Annotated in this window: 17 protein-coding genes; 4 read left to right on the forward strand and 13 right to left on the reverse strand. The window is 70.4% G+C overall.

Annotated elements, in window-relative coordinates:
* Window positions 1–634 (reverse strand): PAS domain-containing protein (locus H3O04_RS23625; protein ID WP_202588549.1); only part of this gene is annotated, 634 nt, incomplete at its 3' end.
* Between the two features lie 119 nt (window positions 635–753).
* On the opposite strand from H3O04_RS23625, the gene H3O04_RS23630 reads away from it, so the two are divergent.
* Window positions 754–1,449 (forward strand): PIG-L family deacetylase, encoded by a 696-nt coding sequence (locus tag H3O04_RS23630; RefSeq protein ID WP_202588550.1) that lies wholly within the window; start codon window positions 754–756, stop codon window positions 1,447–1,449.
* On the forward strand, window positions 1,428–2,351 hold the full coding sequence (locus tag H3O04_RS23635; RefSeq protein WP_202588551.1) for a glycosyltransferase family 2 protein: 924 nt from the start codon (window positions 1,428–1,430) through the stop codon (window positions 2,349–2,351). The genes H3O04_RS23630 and H3O04_RS23635 overlap by 22 nt, the downstream gene beginning before the upstream one ends.
* A gap of 17 nt (window positions 2,352–2,368) precedes the next feature.
* On the opposite strand, the gene H3O04_RS23640 is transcribed toward H3O04_RS23635, so the two are convergent.
* Window positions 2,369–3,736 carry a sigma-54-dependent transcriptional regulator gene (locus H3O04_RS23640; protein ID WP_080323330.1) on the reverse strand — a complete coding sequence of 456 codons (1,368 nt, stop codon included), beginning with the start codon at window positions 3,734–3,736 and terminating at the stop codon, window positions 2,369–2,371.
* A gap of 331 nt (window positions 3,737–4,067) precedes the next feature.
* On the opposite strand from H3O04_RS23640, the gene H3O04_RS23645 reads away from it, so the two are divergent.
* Window positions 4,068–5,105, forward strand: a complete 1,038-nt coding sequence (locus H3O04_RS23645) for a sigma-54 interaction domain-containing protein (RefSeq protein WP_202588552.1) — start codon at window positions 4,068–4,070, stop codon at window positions 5,103–5,105.
* A 37-nt stretch (window positions 5,106–5,142) separates the two neighbouring features.
* On the opposite strand, the gene H3O04_RS23650 is transcribed toward H3O04_RS23645, so the two are convergent.
* From H3O04_RS23650 to H3O04_RS23700, 11 genes are all read right to left on the reverse strand, one after another.
* Window positions 5,143–6,093 carry a glycosyltransferase gene (locus H3O04_RS23650; RefSeq protein WP_202588553.1) on the reverse strand — a complete coding sequence of 317 codons (951 nt, stop codon included), beginning with the start codon at window positions 6,091–6,093 and terminating at the stop codon, window positions 5,143–5,145.
* The gene (locus H3O04_RS23655) at window positions 6,083–7,171 is read right to left on the reverse strand and encodes a glycosyltransferase family 9 protein (RefSeq protein ID WP_202588554.1); all 1,089 of its coding nucleotides are present in this window, start codon (window positions 7,169–7,171) and stop codon (window positions 6,083–6,085) included. Before H3O04_RS23655 ends, H3O04_RS23650 begins: the two co-directional genes overlap by 11 nt.
* A complete protein-coding gene (locus tag H3O04_RS23660; RefSeq protein WP_202588555.1) occupies window positions 7,168–8,169 on the reverse strand; it encodes a glycosyltransferase family 2 protein in 1,002 nt (333 codons plus the stop codon). Before H3O04_RS23660 ends, H3O04_RS23655 begins: the two co-directional genes overlap by 4 nt.
* Window positions 8,166–9,911 (reverse strand): carbamoyltransferase family protein, encoded by a 1,746-nt coding sequence (locus H3O04_RS23665; RefSeq protein WP_105797980.1) that lies wholly within the window; start codon window positions 9,909–9,911, stop codon window positions 8,166–8,168. The genes H3O04_RS23660 and H3O04_RS23665 overlap by 4 nt, the downstream gene beginning before the upstream one ends.
* A 3-nt stretch (window positions 9,912–9,914) precedes the next feature.
* The gene (locus H3O04_RS23670; protein WP_202588556.1) at window positions 9,915–11,120 is read right to left on the reverse strand and encodes a glycosyltransferase family 9 protein; all 1,206 of its coding nucleotides are present in this window, start codon (window positions 11,118–11,120) and stop codon (window positions 9,915–9,917) included.
* Entirely contained in the window at window positions 11,117–11,728 is a 612-nt protein-coding gene (locus H3O04_RS23675; protein ID WP_011545589.1) for a D-glycero-alpha-D-manno-heptose-1,7-bisphosphate 7-phosphatase, read from the reverse strand. The genes H3O04_RS23670 and H3O04_RS23675 overlap by 4 nt, the downstream gene beginning before the upstream one ends.
* A complete protein-coding gene (locus H3O04_RS23680; RefSeq protein ID WP_012336587.1) occupies window positions 11,719–12,468 on the reverse strand; it encodes an SDR family oxidoreductase in 750 nt (249 codons plus the stop codon). Before H3O04_RS23680 ends, H3O04_RS23675 begins: the two co-directional genes overlap by 10 nt.
* 196 nt (window positions 12,469–12,664) lie before the next feature.
* A complete protein-coding gene (locus H3O04_RS23685; RefSeq protein WP_034196537.1) occupies window positions 12,665–13,192 on the reverse strand; it encodes a hypothetical protein in 528 nt (175 codons plus the stop codon).
* Window positions 13,134–15,935: an ABC transporter transmembrane domain-containing protein gene (locus tag H3O04_RS23690; protein WP_237666398.1), complete on the reverse strand. Its 2,802-nt coding sequence runs from the start codon at window positions 15,933–15,935 to the stop codon at window positions 13,134–13,136. The genes H3O04_RS23685 and H3O04_RS23690 overlap by 59 nt, the downstream gene beginning before the upstream one ends.
* A gap of 47 nt (window positions 15,936–15,982) precedes the next feature.
* A complete protein-coding gene (locus tag H3O04_RS23695) occupies window positions 15,983–16,858 on the reverse strand; it encodes a BON domain-containing protein (RefSeq protein ID WP_202588557.1) in 876 nt (291 codons plus the stop codon).
* Between the two features lie 184 nt (window positions 16,859–17,042).
* Window positions 17,043–17,405: a hypothetical protein gene (locus tag H3O04_RS23700; RefSeq protein WP_041489313.1), complete on the reverse strand. Its 363-nt coding sequence runs from the start codon at window positions 17,403–17,405 to the stop codon at window positions 17,043–17,045.
* Window positions 17,406–17,681: 276 nt separating this feature from the next.
* Here H3O04_RS23700 and H3O04_RS23705 point away from each other — a divergent pair.
* A partial coding sequence (locus H3O04_RS23705; protein ID WP_202588558.1) for a PAS domain-containing sensor histidine kinase occupies window positions 17,682–18,838 on the forward strand: 1,157 nt, incomplete at its 3' end.

An 18,838-nucleotide genomic window follows, 5' to 3' on the forward strand; every position in this document is an offset into this window, starting at 1 on the left:
CGCTGCCGGCCTGCAGCCAGTGCCGGTCGGACGTCGCCTCGGCGCCGCCGAGCGCATGGTCGAGCGGCGTGGTCGGCACGCGGCGGCCTTCGTGATCGACGATCCGCAGCACGTCGCGCACCGGCAGCCCCACCGCCTCGTCCGGCCGGCAGCCGACGAGTTTGGCCGCGGCCGCGTTGAGATAGGTGAGCCGCCCGTTCGGGTCGGTCGCGATCACGCCGTGCGGCAAGGCGCGCAGCACGGCCTCGAACTGCCGGCGCGCGGCCGCCTCGCGTCGGCGCGCGCGATCGTTCGTCAGCCGCGTGTGATGCAGCAGCGACGCGACCGCGCACACCAGCGCGCCGATCAGGATGAACGTGCCGAGCTGCACGAGCCGGTCGGGCAGCGGCGTCGTATAGGCGGCCGGATCGGACAGGAACAGCGTCCAGACGAGCAGCCCGCTGACCACCGTCGACACGATGCCGAACACGAACGACGTCGCCCACGCGGCGCCGGCGAGCAGCGGGTAATACAGCACGAACGGCAGATTCACGCCGCCGAACCGGATCGCGAGCGTCTGCAACACGGTCGCGATCGCGACCAGCATCACGGCCGTTGCGTAATTTCCGGCCTGCGGCCGTGCAATTTCGGTCATTGGACACGCTCCTGCGGGGACACTCGACAGCGGCCGGCGCGGGCGCCGCCCGCGGGCACGACGCATGCTGGCCGATCGGAACCGGCGGCCCGGCCGCTCACGATGGAGAACTTCACGCCATGCCCGACCCGACACGCTGGCTCGTCGTCTCGCCGCATCTCGACGATGCCGTCTTCAGTTGCGGGCAACTGCTCGCGCAGGCGCCCGGCTCGATCGTCGTCACCGTGTTCGCGGGCATCCCGCCGCACGGCACGCCCGCGCCCCCGTGGGATCAGCGCGCGGGCTTCCGCCATGCCGACGAAGCGGTGCGCGCGCGCCGCGACGAAGACCGCCGCGCGCTCGCGCTGCTCGACGCCCGCCCCGTGTGGCTCGATTTCCTCGACGATCAGTACGGCGTACCGACGACGTCGACCGCGATCGCGACATGCGTGGCCGCGGCGCTCGACGCGCACCCGGGCTTCGGCGTGCTCGCGCCGGCCGGCCTGTTCCACCGCGATCATCTGCAAGTGCAGGCGGCCATGCTGTCGCTGCTGCGTGCCGACGATCCGTCGCACGTCTGGCGCTTCTACGAGGACGTGCCGTATCGCCGCATCGACGGGCTGATGGCCAGGCGCGTGATCGAATGGCGGGAGCGCGGCTGGACCGCGCATCCGGTCGCGGTGCCGGCCGCCGGCGACACGAACAGCGTCGCCGCGAAAGCCGCCGCCGTCGATGCGTACGCGAGCCAGGTAACGCTGCTGGAACCTCATATGCGTGCCGCTCTCCGCGAACCCGAAACGATCTGGCGGCTCGAATGCGACGTCACGTCCGCGTAACGCCCGCGCGCGTCGCGCTGCTGCCGGGCGAGCCGCGCGTGACCGCGATCGTGCTGACCTGCCGGCGCGCCGCCGAACTCGCGCGCACGCTCGAACACCTGTCCGTGCTGCCCGACCGGCCGGCGATCGTCGTCGTCGACAACGCGGCGGACGCCGACACGGCCACGCTGATCCGCGACCGCTTTCCGCATGTCGCGCTGGTGCATGCGCCGGGCAACTTGGGCGCGGCCGGCCGCAACCTCGGCGTCGCCGTCGCCCGCACGCGCCACGTTGCGTTCTGCGACGACGACACGTGGTGGGCGCCCGGCTCGATCGCCGAAGCCGCGAACCTGCTCGACGCGTATCCGCACGTCGCGGCCGTCACCGCGCGCGTGCTGGTCGGCCCCGACGAACGCGAGGACCCGACCTGCCGGCTGATGGCCGACAGCCCGCTCGACGCGCCCGTCGCGCTGCCGGGCCGGCCGATCCTCGGGCTGCTGGCTGGCGCGACCGCGTTCCGGCGCGACGCGTTCATGCGCGCGGGCGGCTACCATCCGCACTACTTCCTCGGCGGCGAGGAAGCGCTGCTCGCGCTCGACCTGTATCGCGCGGGGCACTGGCTCGTGTATGCACCGCGCCTGACCGTCCATCACTACCCGTCGCTGCAGCGCGACCGGCCCACGCGCGCGCGCACCGCTGCCCGCAACGCGGTATGGACCGCGTGGCTCAGGTGGCCGGCCACGGCCGCGTGGCGGCATACCCTGCGCATGCTGCCGCTGCTGCGCCGCGAACGCGCGATCGTACGCACGTTCGCCGGCCTGCCATGGATCCTGCGCGAACGACGCACGATCCCGCCGCACGTCGAACGCATGCGCCGCCGCCTCGAGCGCGATACGCGCCGCGAGGCCGGAACGGAAACATGAGCGCGGTCGTAGCGGCATCAGGAATCCGGCTTCTCCGCTTCGTCTTCCAGTTGCGCGAGCCGGTTGTAGATCGTCTTCAGGCTGACGTCGAGCACCTCGGCCGCTTGCGCCTTCACGCCGCCGCATTGCGCGATCGTGCCGAGGATCAGCTTGCGGTCGACTTCCTCGAGCGGCGTGCCGAACGGCACCGTCACGCGATCTTCATGCGAATCGACCATGCTGGACAGCTCGTCCATGATCGGCGGCGGCAATGTGTCGATCACGTCGGCGTCGGTGAAGATGCTCGCGCGCTGCACGAAGTTGCGCAGCTCGCGCACGTTGCCGGGCCATTCGTAGGTCTTCAGCGCTTCGCGGGCGGCCGGCGAGAAGCGCAGGTTGCGGCCGCTCTCTTCGTTGTAGCGCTGCAGGAACGCGTCGGCGAGCATCGGGATATCGTCGCCGCGTTCGCGCAGCGACGGCAGCGGAATCGGGAACACGTTGATCCGGTGGAACAGGTCGGGCCGCAGCTTGCCGTCCGCCATCGCGGCTTCCGGGTCGCGATTGGTCGCGGCGACGATGCGCACGTCGACGTCGATCTCGCGCGTCGAGCCGAGCCGCGTGACGCGCCCGGTCTCCAGCACGCGCAGCAGCTTGACCTGCGATTCGAGCGGCATCTCGGTGATTTCGTCGAGAAACAGCGTGCCGCCGTCCGCGCGTTCGAAGAAGCCCTTGTGCTGACGTTCCGCGCCGGTGAAGCTGCCGCGGTCGTGACCGAACATCTCGCTCTCGACGAGATTCGCGGCGATCGCGCCGCAGTTCACCGCGAGGAACGGGCCGCGGCGGCGCAGGCTCAAGTCGTGCACCGTCTGCGCGGCAAGTTCCTTGCCGGTGCCCGACTCGCCGGTGAGCAGCACCGACGCTTCGGTGCGCGCGACGCGGCCGATCGCGTCGTACACGGCCTGCATCGCGGGCGAGCTGCCCAGCATGCGGCCGAAACGGCCGAGGCGCTGCAATTCCGAGCGCAACTCGGCGATTTCCTCGTGCAGCGCGGTCGTGCGCGGCACGCGCGCGAAGATGCTGTTCAGCCGCTGCATGTTGAGCGGCTTCACCAGGTAATCGGTCGCGCCGCGGCGCAATGCGTCGATCGCGGTTTCGAGGCTCGCGTGGCCAGTGGTCAATACTATTTCGCAATGTGCGCGCTTGGGCAATGCGTCGAACAGATCCATCCCGTTGCCGTCGGGCAGCACGAGGTCGCACAGCACGAGATCGGGGGTATGCGTCGAGACGAGCGTGCGCGCTTCTTCAAGCGTCGCGGCCGTATCGCACGTCAATTGCTGCGTGCGTGCGAGCGTGGCGAGCATCGTTCGCGTATCGGCGTCGTCTTCGACGATCAGGACGTAAGGCATCAAGGCTCCTTGTAATGCGGCCCGGCGCGTGCATCGGCCAGCACCGCGGCACGTGCAGCGTCATGCGCGTCATCATCTTCGACGCTGCACACGAACGGGCAGACAGGCTGTCCTGCACTGAAAACGAGTGCTTAGCAGTATAGAAGAACGACGTCGTGCATTCGCCGCTCATCGAATAAATCTATCTGTCGCCGTAAATCGCATTGCCAGATTCAATGTCGACGAATCGGTATAAAAGGTATTCTGAGTACGTGAAAGGAGACGTGTGCCACGTCCTTTTTACCTGGTCCCGACACATTCGGTCAAAACTTCCCAACCCGGTTATTACTCCATGTCGAAATCCGACGATGACGGCACGCGACTGTTCGGCCGTTCGCGAACAATTCAGGATCTGCTGCTGAAAGTGTCGCGCGTCGCCGCCACCCGCGTGAGTGTGCTGGTGGTCGGCGAAAGCGGGGCCGGCAAGGATATCGTCGCCCGGCTCATTCACGACATGAGCCCGCGCCGGCGCGGGCCGTTCGTGCCCGTCAATTGCGGCGCGATTCCGAAGGACATCGCGGAGTCGCAGTTGTTCGGTCACGAAAAAGGCAGCTTCACGGGTGCCGTTGCACAACATGTGGGCATGTTCGAAGCCGCGCGCGGCGGCACGCTGTTTCTCGACGAGATCGCCGAGATGCCGCTCGAATTGCAGGTCAAGCTGCTGCGCACGCTCGAAACCAACACGATCATGCGCGTGGGCGGCCACGAGGCGATCCCGCTCGACGTGCGGATCGTCGCGGCCACGCATCACGATCCGGTCGAGGCGTTGCGCAGCGGCGCGCTGCGCGAAGACCTGTTCTACCGGATTGCACCGATCGCGCTGCACGTGCCCGCGCTCCGGCAGCGCGAGGACGACGTCGGCGACATCGCACTGCAGATCGTCGAACGGCTGAACGCGCGGCACCGCACGCGCAAACGGCTGTCGACACAGGCGATGAAGGCGCTGCGCGCGTACACGTGGCCCGGCAACGTGCGCGAACTGCGCAATACGCTGGAGCGCGCGTTCATCCTCGCCGACGAGCAGATCGAGCTGCAGTTGCCGCGCCGCCCGCCGCCGCGCGAGGAAGTGCGTCACAACGCGATGACGCTGCATATCGGCACGACGCTCGCGCATACGCAGCAGCGCTTCATCGTCGCGTCACTGCGGCATTTCAACGGCGACAAGCCGCGCACCGCCAAGGCGCTCGGCATCAGCCTGAAAACGCTGTACAACCGGCTCGCGCTGCTGCCCGAAAGCGAGCGCAATGCAGCCAGCGGCAGCGCGCCGCCGGCCGCGAACGCGTCGAACGGCGGCAGCGCCTCCACTTCGCCGCCCGCGACGATGCCGTAAGTGCGGCGGGTCACGCCGCCGTCACGCCATCACGCCGTCACCCCGTCACGTCGCGCAATGCGGCGTCCCAGTCGCGCGCGAACCGCTCGATGCCGAATCGCTCGCACGCGTCGCGTTTGGCCGCCGCGCCCCACTCGCGCGCCAGTTCCGGATCGCGGATCAGCATCCGCATCGCGTCGATCAGCACGGCCGGCCGCGTATCGGCCACGCCGTTGCTGCCGGTCTTCACGAGTTGCGCCATCTCGGTCGTCGCCAGCGCGACGATCGGCAACCCGATCATCATCGCCTCGATCACCGCGAGCCCGAGGCTCGTATAGCGGATCGGATTGAAGAAGAACCGGTAGTGCGACAGGAACTGCGGCAGCGCCGGGTTCGGCACCTCGCCGATCCCGCCAAACTCGCTCGACCCCATCCCGACCAGATCGATCGGCACGCTGTGCCGCACGACCTCGAACAGGTCCGCGCCGAGGCGCCGGCCGCGGCGCGCGAGGTTGTTCACGACGGCCACGCCCTTCGGCAGCGTGCCGTGATACTCGACACCTTCGGGCATCAGCACGCCATGCTCGATCACGCGCGTCGGCGTCACGCCGTTGTCCCACATCAGCGCGTTGAACGGCGTCACGTGCACCAGCAATACGTTCGGGTCCTGCACCGGATGCAGCGTGTCGGTCGGATGCTCGCGCGGCGGATCGTGCTCGACGAACAGCGTCGGCAGCGCGCGCTGCGCTTCGCTCAGCAGCCGCAGGCGGTCGTGCTGGTAGTGCTTCGCGTGCTGGTACAGCACGCAGTCGAATTCGGTGTCGCGCACGCACTCGGCCGGCACCTCGTGCACGTTGTCGCCCCACGGCAGGTGCCCGACGCGGCCCGCATAGCCAGGCGGATGCTGCGGTTTCGTCACGATGTAGAAATCGTGCGGCGCCTGCGACAGGTAATACAGGTAGTTGCCATGCACGTGCCAGGTGAGCACGCGCAACCGCTTACGTGACATGACGTCTCTCCTCCGCGAGCAGTTCACCCGCCCGGCCGATCACGTCGCCGACGCCGATCGCCGTCGCGCACTCGTGCCCGTACGGGCACGTATCGAACATGCACGGCCGGCACGGCGGGTAGTTCGCGAGCACATGATGACGCTCGGTGTCGAGCGGCGCCCAGCGGGCCGTATCGCTGCCGCACGCGACGACGATGCTCGGCGTGCCAAGCGCGGCCGCGACGTGCGATACGCCCGTGTCGTTGCACAACAGCAGCCGCGCGCGGGCGATCAGCGCGGCCAGCGCGCCGAGCGGCGTGCGGCCGCACAGGTTCACGCACGGCTGTCCGAGATGCTCGGCGAACGCGCTCGCCAGCGCCAGTTCCGCGCGCGTGCCGGTCAGCACGATCTGCCAGCCGTCGTCGGCGAGCTGCCGCGCGGCGTGCGCGAAGCGTTCGACCGGCCAGCGTCGCGACGCCATCCGCGCGCCGGGATGGACGATCACGTAGCGGCCGGGGTCGAGCGCGTGTTCGTCGCAGAGCACGTGCCACAGCGCGTAGTCGAGGCCGCCGAGCGGGAATTCGAGGTAGTCGCCCCAGTCCGCGTAGCCGAGCTTGCGCGTGAGCGCCAGATAGCGCGTCACTTCGGGTTCGTCGTCGCGCCACACGAGCGCGCAGTCGAGCGCGGTCGTGCCGCCGTCGGCCGGCACGAAGCCGGCCGTGCGCGTCGCGCCGAGCGACGCGACGATCGCGTTCGTGTGCGCGCCGCTGCCGTGCAGCTGGATCGCGAGATCGAAGTCGCGCGAGCGGCATTCGGCGATGAATGCCTCGCGCGTGGCCGCGTCGAGTTCGGGCTGTTCGCCTAGTCCCGGCGCGCCGGGGAAGGCGATGAAGCTGTCGATGTAATCGGAAAAGCGCGATGCGAACTCGCGCGCCCACGGCAGCCCGATCAGCGTGATGCGCGCATCCGGTTCGCCGCGTCGCAGCGCGCGCAGCGCGGGCACCGCGCACAGCATGTCGCCGAGCTGCAACGCGCGGAACACCGCGATCCGCTTCGGGCCGCGCGAGCCGTCGGAATCGACGCCGGGATCGAGCTTCATAGGAATAACACCCTGAAGTGAAGCGCGCCGCGCATGCGCCAGTACAGCGACACGGGCGGAATCGCGATGGACGTGACGATCATCTCGGCCACATGCGACACCGTGAGCTGCGTGCCGCGCAGCCGTTTCGCGCAGAACCCCGCAGTGATCGCGGCCCACACCGCCGCGCACACGATGGCCGGCGCCGGCCAGCCGGCCGCGAAACAGCCGATCGCGCCGAGCGCGGCGAGCACGGCCGCGTAGTAATGCCAGGGCGGCACCGGCCGGATATGACGCCGGTAGGTCGTGCGATGCTTCTTGTACAACAGCGCATCGAAATACACCTTCGACTGCGCGCCGATGCTCGATCCCCAGCGCGCGGGGCGCACCGGATGCACGATGCGCGCGGCGTCGGCGTCGACGATCGGTCCCGCATGCTCGCGCAGCGCGAACATCAGGTCGGCGTCCTCGCGCCACGCGCGGGTGAAGCGTTCGTCGAAGCCGCCGATGCGTTCGAGCGCCGCGCGCCGCACGAAGCAGTTCGCGGTCGCGAATTCCGCATGCGCGAGCCCCGCCGCGTCGCGTTCGTAGTCGGTCGGGCGCGGCCGCAACGGCACGTCGATCCGGCCGGCCGCGGCCGCGGCCGACGGCTCGGCCAGCAGCGCGGCCGCGCCGTGGCGCAGCCAGGTCGGATCGGGGATCGTGTCGTCGTCGGTGAACGCGATCAGCGCACCGCCCGCGCTGCGCCAGCCGACGTTGCGCGCGCCGGCCGGGCCTTGCGTGTCGGGCGCGGTCATGTAGCGAATCACCGGCACGTCGGTCACGCGTGCGCGGCACGCATCGACGACGGCGCGCGCACTGCCGGCCGGATCGTCGTCCACGACGACGATCTCGTAGGTGGTCGGATCGAACACCTGCACGCACAGCGCGTCGAGGCAGCGTTCGAGCAGATCGGGCCGCCGGTAGGTCGGCACGACCACCGACACCACGGGCGGCAGGTGCGTGTCGCGCATGTTCATCGCGGCTTCTCCAGCAGAAACGGGCCGATCACGAGCGCATCGAGCGGCGAGGTCCAGAAGCATTCGATCGCGTCGCGCGGCGAGCACACGATCGGTTCGCCGCGCGTGTTGAACGACGTGTTGACGAGCACCGGCACGCCGGTGAGCGCGTCGAACTCGGTCAGCAACGCATGCAACAGCGGATGCTGAGTTTCGTCGACGGTCTGCACGCGCGCGGTGCCGTCGATGTGACGCACCGCCGGAATCTTCGCGGCGCGCTCGGGCACGACGTCGTACACGAACAGCATGAACGGCGCGCGCAGCGGCGTGCGCCGGCCGCCGCTGAACCAGTGATGCGCACGGTCTTCGAGCACGACCGGCGCGACCGGCCGGAAATCCTCGCGATCCTTGATCCGGTTCAGCTTCTGCTGCATGTCCGGATCGATCGGCGACGCGAGGATCGACCGTGCGCCGAGCGCGCGCGGGCCGAACTCCATGCGCCCCTGGAACCAGCCGATCACGCGGTTCGCCGCGAGCAGCGCGGCCGTCTGCGCGGCGACGTCGGCAAGGCGCCGGTACGGCAGTTGCGCTTCCTTCAGGAACGCCTCGATCGCGTCGTCGTCGTACGCCGGCCCGAGATACGCGTGATCCATCCGCCAGTCGCCGCGCGCACCGCGCATCCGGAAGTCGGTCCACAGCGCGGCGCCGAGCGCGGTGCCCGCATCGCCGGCGGCCGGCTGCACCCATACGTCGTCGAACGGGCCGCGATCGCGAATCCGCGCGTTCATCACGCAATTCAGCGCGACGCCGCCCGCCATCGCGAGCTGCCGCTCGCCGGTCTCGGCGGCGAGCCAGTCGACCGCCTGCAGCGTCGTCTCCTCGAGCACCAGTTGCAACGCATGCGCGATGTCGCAGTGATGCGGCTCGATCGGGCCGCCGCGTTCGCGCGCCGGGCCGAACAGCGCCGCGAGATCCGCGTCGAGCACGTCGTAGCGCCCTTCGCCGCGATACCGCACCAGCTTGCGCATCTCGTCGGCGAACACCGGCTTGCCGTACGACGCGAGCGCCATCACCTTGTATTCGTCGGACGAGTGCAGGAAGCCGAGATAGCGGGTCAAGCGCTCGTACAGCAGCCCGAGCGAATGCGGCAGGTTGACCTGCCCGAGCCGCCGGTACGCGCGGCCGTCGAACACGCCGTAGCTCGTCGTCGCGCGCTCGCCGCGCCCGTCCATCGTCATCACCGCGCAGCGCTCGAACGGCGCCGCGAGAAACGCGCTCGCCTCGTGCGCGAGATGGTGTTCGATGAAATGCCAGCGGAACGGCCCGTCGTGCGTGACGCCGCGAAAGCGCCGCTGCAGGTGATGCGGCGCGCCGCCCGCGAGCTGGCGCGGCGCGTTGACGATCGACGACAGGAACAGCGGATGCCACGGCGACGCGCCATCCTCGCGCGGCGCATGCGCGGACGGCGACAGCGGCAAGGTCAGTGCCGGCGCCGTGCCTTCGCGGTCGAGTTCGAACCACGGGTCGTACGAATACGCGACGTGGTCGACATCCGCGAGCGTGATGCCGGCTTCCGCGAGGCAATAGTCGATCGCGTGGAAAGGCAGCTCCCAGGTCGAGAACGGCACCGGGCGCTTCGCGTGCTTCACGTGCGTGAAGCGTTCGTCCTCGGCCGCCGCGATCACGACGCCGTCGCGCACGATGCACGCGGCGCTGTCGTGGAAGGCGGCGTTGATGCCGAGCGTATAGGTCGATTCAGGCATGCGTCAGTTCCTCGTGATGACGTGCGCGAACGGAATCACGTTCGATGCGTGCGCCGCGACCGGCTCGCCTTCGTCGTGGGCGGCAGCCCGCTCGGCCGCGCGTTGCGCATGGCGCGCGCGGCCGCGCAGCAATGCGTGCACGGCGGCGGCGACGTCGTCGACGCTCACGCCGCGCAGGCACGGATGGCCGGGCTGGTTGCACACGCTGCGATAGCAGTTGCGGCACGGCACGTCGACGTTCAGCACACGGTGCGGCACCCGCCACGGCGTGTGCTGCGGATTGGTCAGCGCGTACAGGTCGACCACCGGCGTGCCGAGCGCGGCCGCGAGATGCACGGGGCCGCTATTGTTCGACAGCAGCAGGTCGGCCGTCTCGATCAGCGCGCCGAGTTCGCCGAGCGGCAACACGCCGGCCAGCGGCACCGCGCGCGGCCCCGCCCGTTCGCACACCGCGTCGACCAGCGCGCGTTCGTTCGCGCTGCCCGTCACCGCGATGCCGTCGAACAGCGGCGCGACCGCGGCGGCCGCTTCGCCGAAGCGCTCGGCCGGCCAGCGCCGCGACGCGGCGGTCGCGCCCGGATGGACGACCAGCCAGCGCGCGCGCGTCGCTCCCGGCTCACGCGCGCCGCCGACGCGCTGCAACGCGGCCTGCAGGCGCGCGTGCACCGCACGCCGCGCCGCGTCGCCCGGCTCGAACGCCATCCGCCAGTCCGACGTCTTCGCGCCGACCGTGCGCACCAACGCGAGCTGGCGCGCGACCTCGTGGCGCACGTGCGATTCCGGCTCGGTTTCCGGCACGCGGTCGGTCAGCAGTTCGTACGGGTTCTCGCGGCAATGTGCGAGCCGCAGCGGAATGCCGGCGAGCCAGCACATCATCGCGGCGGGCAACGGATTCTGGCTGTAGACGGTGAAGATCACGGCCGCGTCGAAGCGGCCGGCCAGCAGTCGGTCGATCATGTCGAGATCGGCCACCGGATCGCCGCGCACGTCGGGATGCTTGACCCACGGCGCGTCGTAGCTCCACACGTCGTCGACCATCGGCAGATGCTTCGCGAGCGCGGCGCCCGTGCGCGACGTCAGCAGCGTCAGTTGGCGATCGGCGCCGCTCTCCTTCAGCGCGCGCAGCGCGGGCGTGGTCATCAGCACGTCGCCGATGCTGTCGAGCCGCACGCACAGGATGCGGCGGGCGCGGCTCCAGGCCGTGCTCATCGCCGCACCCACGAGCCGTGCCGGCGCACGGCTTCGCGCACGACGATGTCGGCGGCCAGGTCGATGCGATCGACGACGTGGTGCGGCGTGCGCGCGGCGTTGAGCTGCCACTCGGTCTCATTGCCGCAGTCGACCAGGATCGTGCCGCAGCGCGCGGTGCGGCCGGCCTCGACGTCGTCGAGAATGTCGCCGATCATCCAGCTCCATTCGGGCACGGCACCAAGCGCGCTCAGCGCGCGGCGCAGCATGCCCGGGCGCGGCTTGCGGCAGATGCAGTCACAGGTGTAGCGCGGCACGCTGCCCCGCGGGTGATGCGGGCAGTAAAAAAAATCCGCCAGCGTCGCGCCGTTTGCTTCGAACAGTTCGGCGAGGCGCTGGCGGACCGCGCCAAGCTCGTTTTCGGTAAAGCGGCCGAGCGCGACGCCCGGCTGGTTCGACACGACCGCCAGCGGCATGCCGGTCGCGCCGAGCGTGCGCAGCGCGCGCGCGGCGCCCGGCGCGAGGCGCATGCGCGCGGGGTCGACGTTGTACGGCACGTCGTCGAGCAGCGTGCCGTCCTTGTCGAGCAGCACCGCGCCGGGCAGCCGCCGTTCGCGCTTCAGGGCCATGACGTCTCCTTCATCGGCAGCACCATCAGCTCCGGCACCACGGTGCCCGGCGGCTGGGTCAGCACGAAGCGCACGGCGGCCGCGACGTGCTCCGGCGGCTGCAGCGTGTCCTCGTCGATGTCCGGGAAACGGTCGAGCAGGAACGGCGTGCGCATCCCGCCCGCGACGATCGCCGACACGCGCACGCCGCTCGGCCGCAGTTCGGCGTGCAGCGCGTGCGACAGCCCGAGCAGCCCCCACTTCGTCGCGTGATACGCGGACGCGTTCGGCCACGCGCGCTTGGACGCGGTCGACGCGATGTTGACGATATGCCCGTTGCCGCGCGCCTTCATCATCGGCACGGCCGCGTGACACATCAGGTACGGGCCGAACAGGTTCGTCATCAGCACCTGCTGCCACGCGTCGACGCTCACGTCGTCGATCGGCGCGGTCACGTCGATCGCCGCGTTGTTGACGATCACGTCGAGCTCGCCGAGCGATTCGCGCGCGTCGTGCACGACCTGCAGCACCGATGCCTCGTCGCGCACGTCGAGCGGCCGGCCGACCGCCTGTCCGCCGTGCCGCTCGAGCCGCTGCGCGACGGCCGCCGCGCGGTCGCCGTCGAGATCGGCGACGACGACGTGCGCGCCGTGCTGCGCAAGCTCTTCGCAAATGGCTTCGCCGAGACCGCGGCCGCCCCCGGTCACGAGTGCGGTCCGGCCGGCGAGCGGCGGTTTGGCTGGATCGTGAGTCGCGTTCACCTGCACCTCCTGTCGATGTCGGAAATCCATCCGGTTGACGGCGACACTTGTCGCGACAACCGTCCGTGCATGAGGTACAGCGAAAACCGTGCCGGCCTGCGTGTGCCCGTGCCGCATCGGGCTGTGCCACGCGCCCGCTGGCTTTTTTATAACCGGCTGTAAAAACGGGTCCGGGCCGCCGCGCCTGGGCGGCCCCTCAGATCGCGAGCCCGTCGGGCGTGGCTTGCGCGCGGTGCTTCGCGAGCGCGCGCAGGCAGTGCGCGATGCAGCCCGCGAACGCCTCGTCGAACCACGGCTGCGCACCCGACACGCCGACCACGATGCCGCCGAGCGCGACACCGCCCCACAGGTTCGTGTCGCCCGCGCGCAACCGATACGGCTCGAGCGCCTGCACGACGTGGCCGTCGCGGCCCGTTTCCCACGAGAGCCGCGCCTTGGCGCGGGCGTAGGCGCGATAGTCGGCGTCCCAGTCCTTCGGGTCGGGCAGCGAAAACTCATACAGGATCGCGTCCTCGAACGCCGCGTCGTGCGGGCCGAGCGCCGGGTCCATGATCACGATGTGCAGGCAGCCGCTGTCGCCGACGAAGTCGCTCTGCAGCGCGGCGGACAGCGTCGGCAGCAGCAGCTCGACGGCCGCCACCGCGGCCTGGCGGTCGGCGAACGCACTACCGCCGCGACGCGCGTTCAGGGCTTCGGGTGTCGTCGGGTTCAGAAGGTTCGGCATGGATTTCTCCAGAGGAAAACGCGAGCGCACGCAACGCCGCGATCAGGTCGGCCGCTACCGCGGGCTTGGTCAGGTACGCATGGAAACCGGCTTCGACCGCGCGCGTGCGGTCGCGATCGCGCGCATGGCCGGACAACGCCAGCGCCTCGAGCGGCGCGCGGCCGTCGCGATCGCGCGCGGCGTCGAGCTGACGCACGCGCGACATCACCGCGTAACCATCGTCCTCGTCGTCGCCGAGGTCGATGTCGCAGACGAGCAGCGCCGGCCAGTCGGCCCGGCGCGCGCGCCACAGGTCGTCCAGCAACGCCTGGCCCGACGCATACGCGTGCACGTCGGCGCCAGCCACCTTCAGCAGCGCGCCGAGCGCCTCGCGCGCCTCGTCGTGATCGTCCACGCACGCGATGCGCAGGCCGTCGAGCGGCTTGGCCGTGGCCGCCGCGCCGGCGGCCAGGTTCGGCACGGCGCCGGCGGGTTGCATCGACGCCGGCGCCACCGCGTACATCGGCAGCGACAGGTGCAGCGTCACGCCGGTATCGTCGCGTTCGCGCACGACGTAGCCGCCTGCCTCCTCGATCGCGTCCTGCAATCGTTCGAGATCGATCAGCGACAGTTCCGTTGCGTCGACGCCCGTGCACGCGATCGTGATGCGCGCTTCCGGGTCGTGGCGCGCGGTGCGCACCTCGAGCTGCCCGCCGCTGCTCGCTTCGATGGCGCCGCGACACAGCTCCCACACGAAGCGCCGCAGCGCGGCCGGATCGGCGTTGACGACGAGATCCTCGTCCGACACATGGCGAAACACCGGCACGCCGCGCCGCGCGGCCGCCTCCGCCAGCGAATCGAGCACCTGCGACACGAGCGGGTTGATCCGCACCGGCTGCCGCGCGAACTTCGCTTCCGTGCGTTCCAGCTCGCGCTGCTTCGCCTGCAGCGACCACATCTGCGCATACACGCCGCCGCTTTCGAGCAGTTCGTCGTGGGTGCCGTGCTCGACGAGCCGGCCGTGCTCCATCACGAGAATGCGATCGGCGTCGACGATGGTCGACAGCCGGTGCGCGATGATGAGGCTCGTGCGATGCTGCGCGACGCGCATCAACTCCTGCTGGATCGCGCGCTCCGAGCGCGTGTCGAGCGCCGACGTCGCCTCGTCGAACACGACGATCGGCGGCGCCTTCAGCAGCGCGCGCGCGATCGCGACCCGCTGCCGCTCGCCGCCCGACAGCCGTACGCCGCGCTCGCCGACGCGCGTGTCGTATGCATCGGGCAGCCGCTCGATGAACGCGTCGAGCTGCGCGCCGCGCGCCGCCGCGATCACCTCGCCGCGGGTCGCGTCGCGCTTGCCGTACGCGATGTTGTACGCGAGCGTGTCGTTGAACAGGATGGTGTCCTGCGGGACGATGCCGAGCGCGTCGCGCAGGCTGCGCTCGGTGACGAGCCGCAAGTCCTGACCGTCGATCCGGATCGTGCCCGCATCGGGCTGGTACAGCCGGAACAGCAGCCGCGCGAGCGTCGACTTGCCCGACCCGCTGCCGCCGACCACCGCGATCGTCTGCCCGGGCTCGATGCGGAACGACACGTCGAACAGGATCTGCCGGCTCGGCTCGTAGCCGAAGTCGACGTGCTCGAACTCGATCGCGCCGCCGCGCACGACGAGCGGCTGCGCGCCGGGCGCATCGCCGTCCTCGCCCGGCTTGCCGCGCGCATCGAGCAGCCCGAACAGCCGCTCGATGTTCGTCATCGCGTCGTTCGCCTCGCGGAACACGAAGCCGAGCGCATTCAGCGGCAGGCTGATCTGGATGATGTACGCGTTGATCAGCACGAGATCGCCGATCGTCATCGCGCCGCGCGCGACCTGCTGCCCGGCGAGCAGCATCACGGCCGCGATCCCCGCGCCGATGCATGCGCTCTGCCCGATATGCAGCGCCGACAGCGCGTACTGGTTGTCCACGCCGGCCTCGCGCCATTCGTCGAGCACGCGGTCGAGCCGGTCGCGCTCGACGTCCTCGCGTGCGAAATACTTGACCGTGTCGACGTTCAGCAGGCTGTCGACCACGCGCGAATTCGACTCGGCCTCGAGCGCGTTCACGCGCCGCTGGTAACGCATGCGCCGGCGCGTAAACACCACCGTATACGCGGCGTAGACGGCGAACGTGACGAAAATGATCGCCGTGAAGCCGCCGCCGTACTTGCTGATCACGATAACCAGCACCGAGCCGATCTCGATGGCCGTTGGCACGATCGTAAACACCGCGACGCCGAGCAGGTAGCCGATCCCGGCCGTGCCTTTCTCGAGGTCGCGCACCACGGCGCCCGTCTCGCGCTGCGCATGAAAGCGTGCGCCGAGCCGATGCAGGTGGCCGAACGTGCGCACGGTAAACGACGCGACCGTATGCTGCGTGACCTGCACGAAGGTCATGTCGCGCACTTCGTTCAGCGCGTTGGATGCGAAGCGTACGACCGCGTACGCGAACAGCAGCAGCACCGGCCACGCCATCGGCTGGCCGGCCACGCGGCCGAAGCCGTCGACGATGTCCTTGAGCAGCAGCGGCACCGACACGGCCGCCGCTTTCGCGAGCACCAGCAGCACGATCGCCGCGAGCACGCGGGTGCGGTAATGCCAGATCGCACGCCAGAGCTCGACCGCGATCCGCACCCGCAGGCCGCGCTCGTCGCGGCGGCCCCGGGGGGCGCGGCCGGCTGCCGCCTCACGATCCTTGATGGGCGTTTCGTCGATTCCGGTCGTCATGCACGCATTGCTCGCGGTCGGGGGCGGGCCGTTTCACGCACGGGCGGTCAGTGGCGCGGTTCGCGCTCGCGGCCGCCCACGACGGTGCCGGGCTCGGGGTCGCGCGCGGCCGGCTGGGTGGGCGTGACGGTCCGCTGATCCGGATGCAGCACCATGCCGGCATCGTGTTCGCCGTCACGGCGCACGCGCACGCGATTCTCGACGTCCTGCACGCCCAGGCAACCGTCGGCCAGATCCTCGATGTCGTGCTTCATCCAGCGCGCCGGCACCGTGCCCTCCAGTTCGACGCGCCCCGCCTTCACCTGCACGGTGACGTCGCTCACGTCGATCTCGAGCGCATGCGCGAGCCGCTCGCAGACGTCCTCGCGAATCCGCTCGTCCGAGCGCGTATAGCCTTTCGGACCGCGGCGATGGCGCAGCGCGTCGCGTTCGGTGTCCCTGCCGAAGCGCGACAGGTCGGGGGCGCTGCCGCCGTAGCGCGGGTCGCCTCGGGGGTCGCCTCGGGGGTCGCCTATGTCGCGCTCGCTGCCGTACCAGCCCATCCGGTGATGGCCGCGGTATTCCGGGCGCTCGCCGCCGTACCGCCCTTCGCGGCCCTGCGCGCGGCGGCCTGGGTCACCGTAGCCGCGCTCGGCGCCCCGCGCCGGCTCGCGCGCGCCACCCGACCAGTCCGCGTCGCCGGCACCGCGCCGCTGGTCGGCCGGCCGCGCCGCGCGCTCCGTCCATTCGCTGCCCCAGTCTTCGGGGCCCGTGTCCTCGCTCGCGAATCGGCGGTAAGCCGATTCGTAGTCTTCTTCCGGCCACCGTGCCGGGTCGTCCGGGATGCCGCGCTCGCCGGCGCCCCGGTACGCGCGTTCATTGCGCTCGCGCCAGTCGGGCGGGCCGCCACGCTCGCCATGCCGTCCGGGATATCGTCGTTGCATCGTGTCTCTCCTTGATCGCCCGCGCCGCGCACGGTCCGATGCCGCGTCGCGGCGCGCGTCGGTCGGGTGAATGCAAATCGCGTGCCGGCGCCGTTGCCGGGCCGCGACGGTTGCGCATCGCAGCCCGGGGAAACCGCCAGGCGCCCCAATCTGCAACGCGATTGCAGTTTTTGCGTGCCGGACGTCATGGCGCGCCGCCGGCCTCGTCCGGGTCGTCCGATTCGTCCGTCCGGCCCGGCTCGCTCAGCCGCTCGGTGCGATCCGGCTCGATATCGGCGCCTTCCTCCAGCGTCGAGTCGCCATCCGCCGACGCGCGCTCGCCGGTGCCCGCGCGGTCCGTGTCGCTGTCGAGCGACGCGTCGCCGCGTTCGAGCGCATGGTCGTCCAGCGGCGAATCGACGTCGAACGGATGGCGACGCGCGCCCGCCGTGTCGCTGCCGCTGTCGGACGAGTCGCTCGGGCCCAGCGCCCGGCCGTCGCGGCCGCGGCGGGCGTTGTCGTCGTCCGGGCCGGCCGGTTCGTTGTCGGGATTCAGGGTGCTGTTCATGTCGGCCTCCTTGCCTGGCGTGCCGCCGGGCGGCCGGCCGGATGGCCGCCGCACGGCAGGCGGACTGTCCGGTCGTGCAATCGGCATGCCGCGCCGGCCGCCGACGGTCGCGCCGGCGCCCATGTCGGCGGACGGCACGGCCGATGCGCGCCCATTGATCAGCCGAATCGAGTTCCTTTATTCTTTCGGACGTGCCAATTCGATCCGCGCGGCCGCCGTTTGTCCGGCGGCGGTTCGACGACCTGCGGCCGCCCGTATTTTCGACCTGCCGCTCCGATGAAGAAAGACGACGCCGATTTCCACCCGCATCCGCCGCCCGACGCGCGCGATCTGCAGCACCGCTTCGCCGAATTCCGGTTCCAGACCGTGGTGGAGTCGATCACCGACTACGCGGTGTTCATGCTCGATCCGGACGGCAACGTCGCAACCTGGAACGCCGGCGCGCAACGCATCAAGGGTTACCGCGCGGCCGAGATCGTCGGCCACCATTTCTCGCGGTTCTATCCGCCCGACGCGATCGCGGCCGGCCGGCCGGCGCACGGCCTCGAAGTGGCCGCCGCGCACGGCCACTTCGAGGACGAAGGCTGGCGCGTGCGCAAGGACGGCACGCAGTTCTGGGCGAGCGTGACGATCACGCCGGTGCGCGACGCGACGCACGCGCTGTGCGGCTTCATCAAGATCACGCGCGACATGACCGAGCGCAAGCGGCTCGAGGAGCTGGAGGCGTCGACGCACCGGCTCAGCGTCTTCATCGCGATGCTCGCGCACGAGCTGCGCAATCATCTCGCGCCGCTGCGCAATTCGGTCGGCGTGCTGCAGAGCCTCCCCGATCCGGCGCCCGTGCTCGCGCAGTGTCGCGATGCCGTGAACCGCCAGGTCGCGCAACTGACGCGGCTCGTCGACGATCTGCTCGACGTCGGGCGCATCACGGCTGGCAAGGTCGAGCTCGACGCTCGCCCGGTCACCGTGCGCGACATCGTGTGCCGCGGCGTCGAGAGCATCCAGCCCAAGCTGGCCGCCCGCGGGCAGTGGATCCGCGTCGACCTGCCGACCGACTCCGTGGTGCTGCACGGCGACGACGCACGGCTCGTGCAGGTGCTGCACAACCTGCTCGACAACGCATCGAAATTTTCGCCGCACGGCGGCCGGATCGACGTCGGCGCGCGGATCGACGGACCGTCGGTGGCGATCAGCGTCGTCGATCACGGCGTCGGCATCGCGCCCGGCGCGCTCGAAACGATCTTCGACCTGTTCGAACAGGAAGGTGCGACGGGCCGCTCCCCGTCCGGCGGCTTCGGGCTCGGTCTCGCGATCTGCCGGTCGTTCGTCGAACTGCACGGCGGGCGGATCGCCGCGGAAAGCGGCGGGCCCGGCCACGGCGCGACGTTCACGGTCTGGCTGCCGATCGCGCAAGTGGCGCGCAACGAGCACAC

The sequence above is a fragment of the Burkholderia sp. KCJ3K979 genome, assembly GCF_016759955.1.
Lineage (GTDB): Bacteria > Pseudomonadota > Gammaproteobacteria > Burkholderiales > Burkholderiaceae > Burkholderia > Burkholderia orbicola.

Bases quoted from the DNA above. Each gene is read 5' to 3' on its own strand.
- H3O04_RS23630 (WP_202588550.1), top strand. From the start codon at position 754: ATGCCCGACCCGACACGCTGGCTCGTCGTCTCGCCGCATCTCGACGAT.
- H3O04_RS23635 (WP_202588551.1), top strand. From the start codon at position 1,428: ATGCGACGTCACGTCCGCGTAACGCCCGCGCGCGTCGCGCTGCTGCCG.
- H3O04_RS23640 (WP_080323330.1), bottom strand. From the start codon at position 3,736: ATGCCTTACGTCCTGATCGTCGAAGACGACGCCGATACGCGAACGATG.
- H3O04_RS23645 (WP_202588552.1), top strand. From the start codon at position 4,068: ATGTCGAAATCCGACGATGACGGCACGCGACTGTTCGGCCGTTCGCGA.
- H3O04_RS23650 (WP_202588553.1), bottom strand. From the start codon at position 6,093: ATGTCACGTAAGCGGTTGCGCGTGCTCACCTGGCACGTGCATGGCAAC.
- H3O04_RS23655 (WP_202588554.1), bottom strand. From the start codon at position 7,171: ATGAAGCTCGATCCCGGCGTCGATTCCGACGGCTCGCGCGGCCCGAAG.
- H3O04_RS23660 (WP_202588555.1), bottom strand. From the start codon at position 8,169: ATGAACATGCGCGACACGCACCTGCCGCCCGTGGTGTCGGTGGTCGTG.
- H3O04_RS23665 (WP_105797980.1), bottom strand. From the start codon at position 9,911: ATGCCTGAATCGACCTATACGCTCGGCATCAACGCCGCCTTCCACGAC.
- H3O04_RS23670 (WP_202588556.1), bottom strand. From the start codon at position 11,120: ATGAGCACGGCCTGGAGCCGCGCCCGCCGCATCCTGTGCGTGCGGCTC.
- H3O04_RS23675 (WP_011545589.1), bottom strand. From the start codon at position 11,728: ATGGCCCTGAAGCGCGAACGGCGGCTGCCCGGCGCGGTGCTGCTCGAC.
- H3O04_RS23685 (WP_034196537.1), bottom strand. From the start codon at position 13,192: ATGCCGAACCTTCTGAACCCGACGACACCCGAAGCCCTGAACGCGCGT.
- H3O04_RS23690 (WP_237666398.1), bottom strand. From the start codon at position 15,935: ATGACGACCGGAATCGACGAAACGCCCATCAAGGATCGTGAGGCGGCA.
- H3O04_RS23695 (WP_202588557.1), bottom strand. From the start codon at position 16,858: ATGCAACGACGATATCCCGGACGGCATGGCGAGCGTGGCGGCCCGCCC.
- H3O04_RS23700 (WP_041489313.1), bottom strand. From the start codon at position 17,405: ATGAACAGCACCCTGAATCCCGACAACGAACCGGCCGGCCCGGACGAC.